The 14226-nt window shown below is 63.5% G+C and carries 12 protein-coding genes and 1 pseudogene; 9 read left to right on the top strand and 4 right to left on the bottom strand.

Going from position 1 to position 14226, the window contains the following annotated elements:
• Positions 1 to 68: 68 nt before the first annotated feature.
• On the bottom strand, positions 69 to 638 hold the full coding sequence (locus tag AC6LKD_RS31165; protein ID WP_063827964.1) for a TetR/AcrR family transcriptional regulator: 570 nt from the start codon (positions 636 to 638) through the stop codon (positions 69 to 71).
• Positions 639 to 1127: 489 nt separating this feature from the next.
• On the opposite strand from AC6LKD_RS31165, the gene AC6LKD_RS31160 reads away from it, so the two are divergent.
• From AC6LKD_RS31160 to AC6LKD_RS31135, 6 genes are all read left to right on the top strand, one after another.
• The gene (locus AC6LKD_RS31160; protein WP_013395579.1) at positions 1128 to 2423 is read left to right on the top strand and encodes a cytochrome P450; all 1296 of its coding nucleotides are present in this window, start codon (positions 1128 to 1130) and stop codon (positions 2421 to 2423) included.
• Between the two features lie 33 nt (positions 2424 to 2456).
• Positions 2457 to 3422 carry a PDR/VanB family oxidoreductase gene (locus AC6LKD_RS31155; RefSeq protein WP_013395578.1) on the top strand — a complete coding sequence of 322 codons (966 nt, stop codon included), beginning with the start codon at positions 2457 to 2459 and terminating at the stop codon, positions 3420 to 3422.
• Positions 3423 to 3538: 116 nt separating this feature from the next.
• The gene (locus AC6LKD_RS31150) at positions 3539 to 4936 is read left to right on the top strand and encodes an aldehyde dehydrogenase family protein (RefSeq protein WP_237709935.1); all 1398 of its coding nucleotides are present in this window, start codon (positions 3539 to 3541) and stop codon (positions 4934 to 4936) included.
• A gap of 122 nt (positions 4937 to 5058) precedes the next feature.
• A complete protein-coding gene (locus tag AC6LKD_RS31145; RefSeq protein ID WP_498118416.1) occupies positions 5059 to 5895 on the top strand; it encodes an SDR family oxidoreductase in 837 nt (278 codons plus the stop codon).
• A 448-nt stretch (positions 5896 to 6343) separates the two neighbouring features.
• Positions 6344 to 7219, top strand: coding sequence for a Bug family tripartite tricarboxylate transporter substrate binding protein (locus AC6LKD_RS31140; protein WP_498118417.1), 876 nt, complete (start codon positions 6344 to 6346; stop codon positions 7217 to 7219).
• Positions 7220 to 7250: 31 nt separating this feature from the next.
• Positions 7251 to 8411 carry an MFS transporter gene (locus tag AC6LKD_RS31135; protein WP_498118415.1) on the top strand — a complete coding sequence of 387 codons (1161 nt, stop codon included), beginning with the start codon at positions 7251 to 7253 and terminating at the stop codon, positions 8409 to 8411.
• Positions 8412 to 8422: 11 nt separating this feature from the next.
• On the opposite strand, the gene AC6LKD_RS31130 is transcribed toward AC6LKD_RS31135, so the two are convergent.
• The 3 genes from AC6LKD_RS31130 to AC6LKD_RS31120 all read right to left on the bottom strand — a co-directional run bounded on the left by AC6LKD_RS31130 (position 8423) and on the right by AC6LKD_RS31120 (position 11401).
• Positions 8423 to 9208: a GntR family transcriptional regulator gene (locus AC6LKD_RS31130; protein ID WP_013395573.1), complete on the bottom strand. Its 786-nt coding sequence runs from the start codon at positions 9206 to 9208 to the stop codon at positions 8423 to 8425.
• 81 nt (positions 9209 to 9289) lie between these two features.
• The gene (locus AC6LKD_RS31125) at positions 9290 to 10285 is read right to left on the bottom strand and encodes an HpcH/HpaI aldolase/citrate lyase family protein (RefSeq protein WP_498118414.1); all 996 of its coding nucleotides are present in this window, start codon (positions 10283 to 10285) and stop codon (positions 9290 to 9292) included.
• Between the two features lie 48 nt (positions 10286 to 10333).
• Positions 10334 to 11401, bottom strand: a complete 1068-nt coding sequence (locus tag AC6LKD_RS31120) for a MaoC family dehydratase (RefSeq protein WP_013395571.1) — start codon at positions 11399 to 11401, stop codon at positions 10334 to 10336.
• Positions 11402 to 11621: 220 nt separating this feature from the next.
• On the opposite strand from AC6LKD_RS31120, the gene AC6LKD_RS31115 reads away from it, so the two are divergent.
• The 3 genes and pseudogenes from AC6LKD_RS31115 to AC6LKD_RS31105 all read left to right on the top strand — a co-directional run.
• The gene (locus AC6LKD_RS31115; RefSeq protein ID WP_498118413.1) at positions 11622 to 12788 is read left to right on the top strand and encodes an acyl-CoA dehydrogenase family protein; all 1167 of its coding nucleotides are present in this window, start codon (positions 11622 to 11624) and stop codon (positions 12786 to 12788) included.
• A complete protein-coding gene (locus AC6LKD_RS31110; RefSeq protein ID WP_013395569.1) occupies positions 12785 to 14029 on the top strand; it encodes a CaiB/BaiF CoA transferase family protein in 1245 nt (414 codons plus the stop codon). Before AC6LKD_RS31115 ends, AC6LKD_RS31110 begins: the two co-directional genes overlap by 4 nt.
• Before the next feature lie 46 nt (positions 14030 to 14075).
• Positions 14076 to 14226 (top strand): annotated as a pseudogene (locus tag AC6LKD_RS31105) (electron transfer flavoprotein subunit beta/FixA family protein); the annotation flags it as partial.

Raw genomic sequence — 14226 nt, 5'->3', positions numbered from 1 at the left:
CGTCAGCGACATATCGCTGACGGCCTTTTGCTTTTCGCGCAGCTATTGGCTGCCGAAAGCCACCGGCCTCAGGCCAGCCGCAACAGCCGCTGCATCATTTCAGTCAGCTTCGGCTTGACCGCATCCTCTTCGAGCCGCAGCGGACCAGGGTCCGCCAGCATCATCAGCGAGACCGTCCCTATCAGCATCTGCATGGCGTTGCGGATCTCCGATTCGACGTCTTCGCCTGCCTTGGCGGGCATCTTGCGCGCCAGGGCCGGGACGAACACGGTATGGATGTGGCTATTCAAGACGCGCAAGGGGTGCGATTCCGGGGCATCCACCGCAAAATCCCGCAGCACCGCCCTGTACATCCCTTGGTTTTGGCGACAGGCATCGACGTAAAAAACGACAATGGCGGCGGCGATATCCGACGCGGTGCCTTCGGTCCAGACGGCGTCTTGCCAGACAAGATTGTCGGCTCGCGCTTGCGCCTCCGTAACCGCAGCCTCCAGGACTGCAGCCAGGAAAGTTTCCTTGTCCTGGAAACGTCCGTAGAACGCGCCGATGGATGTGCCTGCCAGGCGTATGACATCACCGATCAGCACCAGGTCCAGGTTTGCGTGCCGTTCTATCAATTCCCGTCCGGCCTGGATCATCTTGGCCAAGGACTCCTCGCTGCGCAGTTGCCTGGGAGGGCGAGGAGCGGGCAATGATCTTGCGGCTGCGGCAACCGTCTTCCGAGCACCGGGGGCCTGTGTCGTCTTGGTTTTTTCTTCTGGCGATGGAGGAGCCATGGCAACAACTATCCTGGTTTGAAGCAATGTGGAACATTATGCCGTAGCGGGCGGGCAGGCCATGGCAACAACAACCCAGATCTGAAGCAGAGCGCAACATTCCGCCGGGGGCGGCGGCGTGTCTCTTCAGCGATCTGATCCTGGCTGCCGCTTGCCTGCGCGGGGTGGGACGACACGTTAGTGTCGAGCCTAGGGAAACCCCGCATTGAAGGGGCAGAGGCACATCTCAATAATAGAATCAGAATTTAGATTCTTATTTAAGGTGAATTATGCCCGCAGGATGCCGAGTCGTCCACGCAGGTGTTAGCGCGCCTCGAATCGTCCCCCTCCGCAACCTTCTCGCCCGATACCATGAACCATACCGATTTCGATCTGCCCAGCGATGTCGCGAAAGCCCTGGTGAATGCTCAGGTCTATGCCAACATTGACGAACTGCATTCCACCTATTCATGGGCACGCGCCAACAACCCGTTGGGGCGCGCCGTCAACGAAGGCTTCGATCCTTTCTGGGTGGTGACCAAGCACGCGGACGTGGCTGCCATCTCGCGTGATAGCCAGATTTTCCGCAATGGCGACTATGCCACCATCAGCGCCCCCAAGGCCATGATCGACCACCTCAAGGCCGTGACCGGCAGCTATAACGGCGGCATCAAGACGCTGGTCCATGTGGACGGAGACGAACACAAGGGGCTGCGGACGTTGACGCAGGCATGGTTCATGCCGAACAGCATACTCAAACTGGACGAGCGGATCCGCGACCTGGCGTGCCGCACGGTAGACAAGCTGGCGGCGGCAGAGGGCGAGGTCATCGACTTCGCCACGCAGATCGCACTGCACTATCCGCTGCACGTCATCATGGACATTCTGGGGGTGCCGGCCGAGGACGAGGCCAGGATGCTGCTGCTGACGCAGGAATTGTTTGGCACCGAAGACCCCGAATTCAAACGCGAAGGGAAGGACGCGGGCGGCAACGATGATGCGCTGGCGCAGAATGTTCTGGCGATCGTGGCCGATTTTCGCGCCTACTTCGAAAAGGTCACCGCCGATCGGCGCGTAAATCCACGCAATGATGTGGCGACGCTGCTCGCGAACGCGGTCATAGACGGCGTGCCCCTCAGCGAGGACAGCCGCTTGGGATACTACGTCATCATCGCCACGGCGGGGCACGACACGACCTCGTCGTCGACAGCCGTCGCCATGTGGGCGCTCAGCCAATATCCCGAGTTGTTGCCGCGGCTTCAAGCCAACCCGGGCCTGATCCCGCAGTTCATCGACGAAGCGGTGCGCCTGGCGTCCCCGGTGCGGCACTTCATGCGCACAGCCGCTGCGGACACTGAAATCCGCGGTCGTCGGATTCACAAGGGCGACTGGCTGATGCTCTGCTACGGCTCCGCCAATCGAGACGAAGACGTCTTCGAGAACCCCTTTGAATTCAACATCGACCGCAAGCCGAATCGTCATCTGTCATTCGGCTTGGGGGCGCATATCTGTCTGGGGCAACACCTGGCAAAGATGGAGATGCGCATCCTGTTTGAAGAGATGATTCCAAGGCTGCAGCGAGTTGAACTCGCAGGTGATATGGCCATGAGCGCCTCGTGCTTCGTCGGCGGCCCCAAGCATTTGCCGGTCCGATGCTTCATGAACTAGCGGTTCTTCATCTCCTTCCGTAGAGCATTCTCGATGCAATCCCAAGTAACGAGCACGGTGCGCGTCGCGCACCGGCGTCAGGAAACCGACGACATCATCAGTCTGGAGCTGGAAGCGTTGGACGGCGGCGCCTTGCCGCCTTTCGAAGCGGGAGCGCATATCGATGTACATGTCGCTCCCGGCATAGTCCGGCAGTATTCGCTGTGCAACGCCTCGTCGGAACGTCATTGCTATGTGATCGGCATCTTGAGGGATCCCCAGTCGCGCGGCGGTTCGGTGGCGATCCACGAACGCTTGCAACCCGGATCCGTGGTCGAGGTCAGTGCGCCGCGCAATCACTTCCCGCTGAAGCCGCAGGCTAAAAGCGTATTGATTGCGGGCGGAATCGGCATTACGCCCATGCTGTGCATGGCAGAAACGCTGCATGCGGCGGGTACCGCGTTTTCCTTGCACTACTGCGCCCGCGATCAGGGGAGGGCGGCTTTCCTGGACCGCATCGCCCAGTCTCCCTTCAGCGAAAACGTCGTCTTTCATTACGACGACAAGGCCGACGAGCAGAAGCTGCATCCGGATGAGCTGTTTTCCCAAGTGGGACCGGAAGAAGAGATCTACGTCTGCGGCCCCGCCGGCTTCATCGATTGGGTCTGCCAGGCGGCGGATCAGGCAGGCGTTCCGAAGCATCGCGTGCGCTACGAGCACTTCAGCGCCAAGCCCGTGGATACCTCTCAGGACGGCGCCTTCGACGTAAGGATCGCGAGTTCCGGCCAGCTCTTTCATATCCCCGCGGATCAATCCGTGGCCGACGTGCTGCTGGCAGCGGGCGTGGATATCTATACCTCCTGCGGGGAGGGGTCCTGCGGCTCCTGCGTCATGCGTCTGGTGGAAGGGGAAGCCGATCATCGCGACGTATTCCTTACCGACGAAGAGCATGCCAGCGGCAACCAGTTCACCCCGTGCTGCTCGCGCGCGAAATCGCCGCTGCTTGTGCTTGATCTCTGATTTTTCGTCGCGGCCCTCGGCACCGAGGTCCGTCAGCCAACGCGCGGCCGCTGGAAGTTCGCCTGGCCCGCAACCTTGAGGTCCGAATCACCATGGGCAATCCCATTGAGTTCAGCATGACCATAGATGGAAAGGCCGTTTTTGGGGCCACGCGCCTCGACGTGCTGGATCCGGCCACCGAGAACATCGTGGCCCGCGTGCCCGATGCCACGCCGCAGCAGCTGGATGAGGCCGTGGCCAGTGCACGGCGTGCGGCACCGGCCTGGGCCGGGTTGCCTTTGGAGGCGCGGCGAAAGCTGGTCGCCCGTGTGGGCGAGGTCATCATGTCCAACCAGGAAGCGTTGGCGCAGTTGTTGACCCAAGAGCAGGGCAAGCCGCTTGCCGCGGCGCGCCAGGAACTGATGGCGGCCGCATACTGGTGCACGGAGACCGCCGGGCTGGATCTTCCCGCCGATGTGAGCAGCGAGACGCCGGAGGAACTGGTCAGGGTGTTGCGCGTGCCGGTAGGGGTGGTGGGCGGCATCGTACCTTGGAACTTCCCGCTGGTACTGGCAATCTGGAAGGTGGCGCCTGCCCTGGTCACGGGCAACACCATGGTGCTGAAGCCCTCGCCATACACGCCGCTGACGACATTGAAGCTGGGCGAATTGCTGCGCGACGTACTGCCTCCGGGGGTGCTCAACGTCATCAGCGGGTCCGACGCGTTGGGTCCGCTGATGTCCGGGCATCCGGGCATCGACAAGATCAGTTTTACCGGGTCGACCCAGACTGGCCGTGCGGTGATGGCCTCCGCCGCCGGTAATCTGAAGCGGCTGACGCTCGAGCTGGGCGGAAACGACGCGGCCATCGTCATGCCAGACGCCGACATCGACGCGATTGCGCCCATCATCTTTTGGGGAGCCTTCACCAATAGCGCCCAGTACTGCCTCGCCATCAAACGCTTGTACATCCACGAAGATGTCTACGACCGGATGGCCCAGGCGCTGGCCAGACTGGCTCGCGAAACCAAGGTCGGACCCGGCAATGCAGAGGGGGTCGAACTCGGCCCCGTGCAGAACCGCCGCCAGTTCGAGCGGCTCAAAAACCTGCTTGAGGACACGCGCAGCCAGGGATATCGCATGCTGGCGGGCGGCGCCCTGCCCGAAGGGAAGGGCTACTTTTTTCCGGTCACGTTGGTGGACAACCCTCCCGATACCGCGCGCGTGGTGCGCGAGGAGCCCTTTGGTCCGATCCTGCCGCTGCTCAAGTTCCGCAATGAGGAAGAAGTCATTGCGCGGGCCAACGATAGCGAATATGGCTTGGGCGGGTCGGTGTGGGGCGCAGACCAGGCGGCGGCCACGAGAGTTGCGCTTCGATTGAACACCGGCACGGTCTGGGTCAATCAGATCCACACGCTCAAACCCGGCAAGCCCATGGCCGGGCACAAGCAATCGGGCGTAGGCATCGAGAACGGCGCCGAAGGTTTGCTGGAGTACACGGTGCTGCGGACGGTGTCATCGAAGCGGCCGCACTGAACGCGTGGCGGCATGTGGCCTTTCAGTGCGCCGGTTGGCGCAAACCACGGCAAGTCGCGTCGCATCCAGGTCATGCCGGATGGCGCGGCTTCCATACATGACGGCAATCCAGGAAGAGAACGATGAGTGATTACATCTCAGGCAAGACCATAGTCATCACCGGCGCGGGCGGGGGCTTCGGGCGTCTTGTCGCGCAGAAGGCCGCTGCGCGCGGAGCGCTGGTGACGTGCGGCGACGTCAACGTCGCGGCGGCGGAAGAAACCGTGGCGGGCATCGTCGCGGCTGGCGGCCGGGCGCAGGCCCTGGCCGCGGATGTCCGCATCCTGGATGACCTGAAACGCCTCGTCGACGCCAGTGTGCAGAAATATGGCTCGATCGAAGTGATGCTCAACAACGCAGGCATCATGCCGCTGGCTTTTATCGCCGACCATGCCCTCGCCTACGACGCCTGGATGCGCTGCATCGACATCAATATGAAGGGCGTCCTCAACGGCATGATTGCGGCCCATGGTCAGATGATTTCCCAGGGGCGCGGCCACCTGGTCAACATCTCGTCCATATACGGGAATTTTCCGGTGGTGGGCGCGGCAATCTACGGCGCCACCAAGGCGGCAGTCAATTTCATGTCGGAAGCCGTGCGTATGGAAGCGCGCGGGAAGATCAAGGTGACGACCATCAAACCGACAGGCGTGCCTAGCACCGGGCTCGGCGGGTCCGTTGTCAATCAGGCCGCCGCCGTCGGCATAGTCGGGGCCAACATGGAACAGTTCGTGACCATGGTCAAGGGCTTGCAGGAAGGTTCCCTGCCCTCCGATCTGCGCGATCCGGAGAACATATCGCATGTGCCTCTGGAGCCCGGATCCATCGCCGATGCGGTACTTCTGGCCATCGATCAGCCCTGGGGAGTCTCGGTCAGCGACATGACGGTACGCGCTTCGGCGGATTGTTTTGTCCTCTGATGGGCGAGTTGGCTCCAGGCGGGGGCAATGCCCTAGCCACGGACATCCGCCATCCCGCCGGCACGGGATGGCGGATGTGGGGGAACGCCAGCTGTAGACCCGTGTTGGGCAGATTCAGCCTTCTTATATGTTCGTACAAATAGATGTTGGAAAATTCTCAGACATAAAACTCTCCAGCAAAATTTGCCAGTAATTTAGTCATTATCGTAATCCCTAGCGGCTGAATTCTTGTTTTAACGTAATATGTACGTACCTAGTTCTAAGAAAAGACCTGGGTGCAGACGGATGCGTATCCGTCAGGGCATGTACGAAAAGACCAGACGCGCTACAGCGTCGGCACGGAGGTGACAACATGGGCTGGTCAAGACTTGCATCGCGCGCTTTGTTATCGGCGTGCGCGCTATGGACGGGCGCCGCGTGCGCGGAGTATCCCGAGAAAGCGGTGCGGATGTTGGTGGGGTTTCCCGCCGGGCAGACTACCGACGTGATTGCGCGCATGCTGGCGCAGCAGTTGACGGGCGACCTGGGACAGGCGTTCTTCGTCGAGAACAAGCCTGGGGTGGGGGCGGGGCTGGCCGCAGAGGAAGTGGCGCGATCGCGGCCGGACGGCTACACGCTGCTTGCCACGTCCAGCGGCCCGCTGGCGGTCAATGGCTGGATCTACAAGAACCTGCGCTATGACAGCAAGACGGATTTCCAGCCCCTGGCGATGATAGGCATCTTCCCGCTGGTGCTGGTCGTCCATCCCGAGTCCCGTTTCAAGAGCCTTGCCGATCTGGTCGAATACGCCAGGAAGCATCCCGGCGCGATCAACTACGCATCGGGCGGCAATGGCGTGACCAATCATCTGGTGATGGAAATGTTCCAGCAGCGCGCCGGGGTGAAGCTGAACCACATTCCCTACAAGGGTGGCGTGGCGGCCATGACCGATGTGGTGGGTGGGCAGGTGGATGTCATGTTCGAGGTCGCGTCGATTGCCGAACCGCTGGTGCGCAGCGGGAAGTTGAAGGCGCTGGCCGTGGCGAGCGAGCAGCGTGTCGCCACGCTGGCATCGGTGCCGACCATCGCCGAATTGGGATATGCCGGGTTCCGCGGCGATCCCTGGATAGGCGTGGTGGGACCGAAGGACATGCCGCAGTCCGTCGTCGACAGGCTGGCCGGCGAAATCACCCGCATTGCCCAGGCGCCGCAATGGACCAAGCGCATGGCCGAACTGGGCGCCATTCCGCAGGTGATGGGGCCGGCGCAATTCAGCACTTTTATCGGCGCCGAGGTCGAGCGCTGGGGCGAGGCGGTGAAGGCGGCCAATGCCAAGGCGGAATGACGCTGGCGTCCAGCGGGACGGGCGGCGGCAGGTGGCGATACTGGCTTGCACGCTGGCGATTCAGGCCGTCAGCACCGCCGGCGCGCTGGCGTTCGCCGTACTGGCTCCGTTGATTCCCGGTGCGCGCACCGCGGAGGTGGGCCTGTTCCTCGCCGTGGTCTATGGCGGGGCGATGATGAGCAGTGCGTTGAGTAGTGTGCTGGTCGGAGGGCTGGGTGCAGTGCGCGTATCGCAATTGGCCCTGGCGCTCCAGGCCGCGGGCCTGGCGTTGCTGACGGTCGAGGCGCCGTTTGCGCAGCACGCCGCCGCGCTGCTGTGTGGCCTGGGTTACGGCATCATCACACCCGCCAGTTCGCACATTCTTGCGCGCACGACGGCGCAAGATCGGATGTACACGGTTTTTTCGCTGAAGCAGACCGGAGTGCCGCTGGGAGGCCTGCTGGCCGGGGCCATTCTGCCGGCGCTGGCGGCATTGTCGTCGTGGCGCATGGCTTTGCTTTTCCTGGCGGGGACGGCCTGCATGGTCGCCCTCGTCTCCAGCTGGCTGCGCGCGCAATTAGACGAGCCGGCGGTGCCGCGCGCTGGCGGGGCGGGGCAGTGGCGCAGGCCGGTGATGGACGTATTGCAGCGCCCGCAGCTGCGCACCATGGCGGGCATTTCATTGTTGTTTTCCGCGTGCCAGCTTTCGGTCAGCGGCTACCTGATGGTGTTCCTGCAGCGGGATCTGCAACTGGATGTCGCGCGCGCCGTGTTGGTCTACGCGGTAGCCCAGGGCGCGGGCATTGTGGGACGCGTGGCATGGGGGAGGATCGCCGATCGGACGCGTTCACCGCGTGGCGTGCTGATGCTGATCGCAGTGCTGATGGCGGGCTGCGCCCTGGGGCTGGCGTTCACGCCTGTGCAATCCAGCCTGCTCGTGCTGTGTCTGCTGGCAGCGATGCTGGGCGCGACGGCGATCGGTTGGAATGGCGTATTCCTTGGCGAACTGGCGCGTCTCGCTCCGGCCGGCAAGGTGGCGTCGGTGACCGGCGGGACGATGTTCTTCACGTACATCGGTGTCGTGATAGGTCCGCCGGCGTTCGGCTTCATGGCGGAGCGCTCCAGCCTGGGCGTGGCATATGGGGCGCTGGCCGTCCTGCCGCTGATGGCGCTGTTTCTGCTTGGTTCGAGGTCCGGCTGGCGCGCGGCTTGAGCGGCCGCAGCCTACGGATTGAGGCTGGGCTTGAGGCTGCGCTTGAGCTGGAACGCCACGGTTACCCGGTCGGCCGGGTAGGTGGTGTCGGTGATTTCGAGGATTCTTCCGGTCGCGTCCTTGTAGTGCCGGATGAGACGCAGGCCGGCGCTGCCGGCCTGGACCCGCAGGCGCTCAGCCAGCGGGGCTTCGATCAGGGTGGCGGTGACCATCTGCCGGATCTCGTCGATGACGACCGCGTACTCGCGCTCGATCAGCGAACTGACCAGGGTCTGGGGCTGGAGCCGGATCGTGTCGACCAGGCCGGCCAGCGTGGCGTCGATATAGATGTCCGCCTGCGCTACCGGCGCGCCGGCCCGGCGCACGTCTTCGCGCGTTCCGCTGAGCAGGACCCAGGAACTGCCCACGGGCGCCTCCAAGCGCCGCGCCTTGTTGCGGTCCAGGGTGACGTGGCGCACGTCTTCGATGGCACGCACTTCCGTGGCCGCGACGCGTATCAGGTCTTCGGGCGTGCCGAACGATTGTACGAAGGCCGTGTCCGGGTTCGCGCTTTCGACCAGGGTACCCACTGCCTTCTTGCGCGAGATATAGCCCAGGTCTTCCAGCTTCTTCAGCGATGCGCGCACCGTATGCCGGCTGACGCCATACTGGTCCGCCAGCTCGTGTTCCGTGGGCAGCAGACTGCCGACCACGTGCCGGCCTTCCTGGATGTCGCGCAACAGCGTATTGGCCAGTTCCACATAACGAGGCTGGCCGCCAGCGGATGCGGTCGGGGTGTTCTTTCGGGTGGCGGTCATGAGGTGCCTGGAAGGGGGGAGCGTGGGCTTCGGGAGCATTGTAAGGCCCCGCCTTCCTGCGGACTTCGGACCGCCCGCGGATCAATCGGCGAAGAAGCGGCGTTGCGCCTCGGGCGGCAGCGTCATGCCGGTAATCCTGGCCTTGCGCAGGACTTCCCAGAAGTAGCGGTAAGTGGCGCGGTCGTGGAGTTCGCCTTCGTACTGGATCGGGCCCCAATCGTTGTCCTGGGCGGCCAGCAGAATATTGGCGGCATCCTCGACTTCCGAGAATTCGGGCTGCATCGCCTGCACAATGGGTTGGATCTGCGCGGGATAGATGCTCCACATGCGCAGGAAGCCGAACTGCCGGCGAGCGCGCCCGGCGTCGTCGGCGATGATGCCGGGATCCTTGAGATTCAGGCATACGTTGTGGGCTGGGACGACGCCATGGGCCAGCGCCGCGGCCACCACCTCGGCCTTGGCGCGCACCAGCAGCGCGTGTTCGAACTGACCCGGGCTGCGCATGGCGCTGGCCGCGATGGCGCCATGGTGGCCGCTGACGAAATCCATCAGGCCGAAATCCAGCACCTCGACGGTAGGCAGGGCGGCGATCGGGAAGGCATCGCGCAGGGCGCCGTGGGTCTCCACCAGGACGTGGGCGGGGATCTGTCTTTCCAGGCCGGCCTTGCGCGCGGTCTCGCCGATATAGCCGATGACCTCGGCCGCCTGCTGCCAGCTGGTGGCCTTGGGGATGGTGATGTAGGCGACGCGTCCGCCTGCCTGGTTCACGATGATGTCCACGTCCTGGCGCCAGGCGGGATGGGACGGATCATGGATGCGCGCGCCGGCCCGGTCAAACTTGTTGCGCGCCGAGTTGATCATGCCTGCCACCATCTCGGCATGAACGCGTTCCTGGCCGGCCGCGGCGCCGTCCTCGCAATCGCAGGTGATGTCGAAGACCGGGCCATACTCGGCCTGCAGGTCCATGGCCTTGCCGATCAGCTTTTCGCTGCCGGCGAAATGTTCGCAGACAGGCAGCACAGGGAAGGGGCTTTCGCCGGCGAAGAGCGCATCGCGGGGATGGATGGCAGTAGTCATGTCGGTGCTCGCAAGGGATGTGGTTGAAGGCGGGTTCGCCCGGGCCGGTCAGACTCGGCGCCTGGGCATGGCGATGGTGTAGTCGATGTCCAGCACGACTTGGGCCGGATGGCTGGGCCGGCCGACGCCGGGATCGGGAAAGGCGATGGATGCGGCGCCGGCGTTCTTGATGCCGATGGTGCGCAGGCGCAGGGCGCCCATGTGGGCCTGTCCCAGGTCGATGCGCTGCAACACTGTGGTGGCGCAGGCGATGGTGTCGCCCGCGTAGGTGGGGTTCACGTGGCTGCCGCCATTGATGGCCAGGATGGAAAGGCCGTTTTCCAGTCCGTCGTAGGACAGGGCGCGGCATAGCGACATGACATGCCCGCCATAGACCAGCCGTTGGCCGCCTTGCGCGCTCATCGCGTAGCCGTCGAAGTGTGCCCGAGCGGTGTTCTGGTAGAGGCGCGTGGCGATGCTGTGATCGCTGTCATTGATGGTCATTGCGCCAGGGTGGTCGATGCGTTGGCCCTCGTCGTAGTCTTCCCAGAGTTCCTCGGCGGCCGTCACTTCGGTAATGCGCAGGGCTTGCGGCGTGTATCCGTGCTGCCTCAGCTGCGCGGCGCCGATGGCCGCCTGCATTGAGGGCACCAGGGGTTCGGGGCATGCGGCCTGCGGGTCCCTCTTGTGCACCATGACCCAGCGCACCCATTGCAGGATCTGCTGGTGGCGCTGGTTGCTTGCGGTTGAACGCACATAGACGACGCCTGTCTTGCGGCTGGAGTTTTCCTTCAAGCCGATGATCTCGGACTCGACGGCGAGGGTATCGCCCGGGTACATGGGCGCGATGAACTGCACTTCCGCGTAGCCCAGGTTTGCCGCCGCGTTCAATGAAATGTCCGGCACGGTCTTGCCGAAGGCGGTGTTGAACACCAGCAGATCCTCGAGAGGCCAGTTGCCGCAACCCAGCAGCTCGGCATTGCTGTGGGCGGTGTGCAGCGCGCTGCGGCTGCCGGTGAGTCCGATATAGAGGCTGCGGTCGCCGTCGGTGAGGGTGCGCGGCGTGGCGTGGCGGATCTTCATGCCCAGCCGGAAGTCCTCGAAGAAATTGCCCCTGCGGTCATTGCTCAGTCCCATCTGCCCATTCTCCCGTCCGGGGTGCGCGGCGCCAGTCTGGCCGCGTTGCTGGTTAATGTTCGTACATATTGCATATCAAAAACCTCCATGTCAAATCCTGGAAATCAAGAAGAACAAGCCTATAAGGCGAATTTTATTTTTCAAAAAGGGTTGCACAGCAGCTTTCCCGCAAATAATATGTACGTACATTACGAGTGTCAATTTTTGGGCGAGGACGAGAATGCAGGCACAAAGCGAAGAGCGGCGCATGATCCAGGAGGCCGCGCGCCAATTCACGATGGAACGCGTGCTTCCCGTGGCCAATCGACTGGACCCGGAGAAAGGGAAGATCCCTCGCGAACTGATCGATGAAATGGCCGAGCTAGGCTTTTTCGGCATCCTGATTCCCGAGGAGTACGGCGGGTTGGGGTTGGGCGCCTACGAGTACTGTCTGGTGGCGGAGCAACTGTCGCGCGGATGGATGAGCGTGGGCAGCCTGATCGCGCGCGGCAACGGGCTGATCGGCGCGCTCAAGGGCCTGACGCCACAGAAGAAGGCGGAGTACCTGCCACGCATGGCGCGCGGCGAATTCCTGGGCGCTTTTTCCCTGTCCGAGCCCAACGCCGGTTCGGATGTGGCCAACATCTCCTGCCGCGCGGTGCGCGACGGCGACGACTGGCTGATCACGGGCAGCAAATACTGGTGCACGTTCGCCGACGATGCGGACTTCATTCTGGTGATCTGCCGCAGCGACCCCGTGGTCGATCCGCAGGCGCGCCACAAAGGGCTGTCCGCGTTCATGATCGAAAAGCCGCGCGGCGAACTGCCGGAGGGCGTGCAGGGCAGCGTCATCCCCAAGATCGGATATCACGGCTGGACGACGTGGGAGCTCGCATTCGACAACTGCCGCGTGCCGCATTCGGCGATGGTGGGCGACGAGGGCAAGGCGTTCTATCTGGCCTGCGCCGGCCTGGAAACCGCGCGTGCGCACACCGCGGCGCGTTCCATCGGCCTGGCGCAGGGCAGCTTGGAAGACTCGATCGAGTACGCCAAGCAGCGGGCGCAGTTCGGCAGGCCGATAGCGGACTTCCAGGCCATCCGCTTCAAGATCGCCGATATGGCGACGCAGATCGAGGCCTCCCGCGCCTTGCTCTACGCCGTGTGCGAGAAGATCGATCGCGGCGTGCGCACGGACACCGAGGCGTCCATGGTCAAACTGCTGGCCAGCGAAATGAGCGAACGGGTGACCAGCGAAGGCCTGCAGGTCCACGGCGGCGCCGGCTACACCACGCATTGCGCCGCGGAGCGCTATTGGCGCGATGCGCGCCTGACAAAGATCTTCGAGGGCACTTCTGAAATCCAGATGCGCATCATCTCCGATGCGCTGCTAGGCAAGGTGCAGGCATGAGCCGGACGTTCCCCCAGGACTCCACGGGAGCGGCGGGCGCGCTCGCCGGATTGCGGGTGATCGATCTCACACAGATGCTGGCAGGACCTTTCTGCACACAGATATTGGCCGACCATGGCGCCGACGTCATCAAGGTGGAAGGCATGGGCGGCGACGGAACCCGGGTGACCGGACCGTTCCTGGCCGAGGATGCGACCCGGGACTACGGCGGGTACTTTCAGAGCATCAACCGCAACAAGCGTTCCATTGCCATCGATCTGAAGAGCGAAGCCGGCAGGGATATCCTGCGCCAGCTGATCGATGGCGCGGACATCGTCATCGAGAACTTCCGCGCGGGTGTGATGGAGCGGCTGGGGCTCGCGTATGAAACGCTGCGGCAGACCAATCCCCGACTGATATACGGCACGGTGCGCGGCTTTGGCGATCCGCGCAGCGGAGCGAGTCCCTATGCGCATTGGCCGGCCTATGACGTGGTTTCGCAAGCGATGGGCGGAATGATGGGCATCACCGGGCCGAATGCCGAAACGCCGACAAAAGTAGGGCCAGGCGTGGGCGACACGGTGCCGGCGCTGATGCTGTGCGTGGGCGTGCTGGCGGCGGTCCGCCATGTGCAACGGACTGGCCGGGGGCAGTTCGTCGATGTGGCCATGACCGACGCCGTGCTGGCCATGTGCGAACGCATCGTCTATCAATACTCCTATACCGGCCAGGCGCCCAAGGCGGAGGGGAACCGGCATCCCTTGCTGTGTCCGTTCGGCTTGTTCCGGTCGTTGGACGGCCATGTGTCGATTGCCTGCGCGACGGATGCGTTCTGGGAGACGCTGGCCGGCCTCATCGGCCGCCCGGACATGGCCAAGGATCCGGCGTTCGCCACCAACGCGGCGCGCGTGCGGAATCAGCAGCAGGTCATCGATGCGGTGGAGGCATACACCGCCGTGCGCACCAAGGACGAGATCGGCGCGGCGCTGGGCGGGAAAGTGCCATTCGGGCCGGTCTACACCGCTGCGGAGATATTCCAGGATGAGCACTATGCGCGTCGGGAGATGCTGGTGGAGGTGGAGCAGCCTGGCGCCTGCCGCCCGGTAAGCATCGTAGGGGTTCCGGTCAAGCTGAGCGAGTCGCCGGGCGCGGTGCGCCGCCGCGCGCCGCTGCTGGGCGAGCATACGGACGAAATCCTGCAGGCAGCCGGCTACGACGAGGACGCCGTGGCGCGGTTGCGCGCGGCGCAGGCGGTTCGTTGATGCGCCTGCATCGAGATGAAGGATTCAAGCCATGGGAGATTGCCCGATGAAAATACTGGTACCTGTCAAGCGCGTCGTTGACTACAACGTCAAGGTGCGCGTCAAGTCTGATCAAACCGGCGTGGATATCGCCAATGTGAAGATGTCCATGAACCCCTTTGACGAGATTGCCGTCGAGGAAGCGACCCGCCTGAAGG

It is taken from the genome of Achromobacter sp. D7-1, assembly GCF_059760445.1.
The sequence above is the reverse complement of the archived record's forward strand: the minus strand, read 5'-3'. Positions and strand labels throughout refer to the sequence as shown.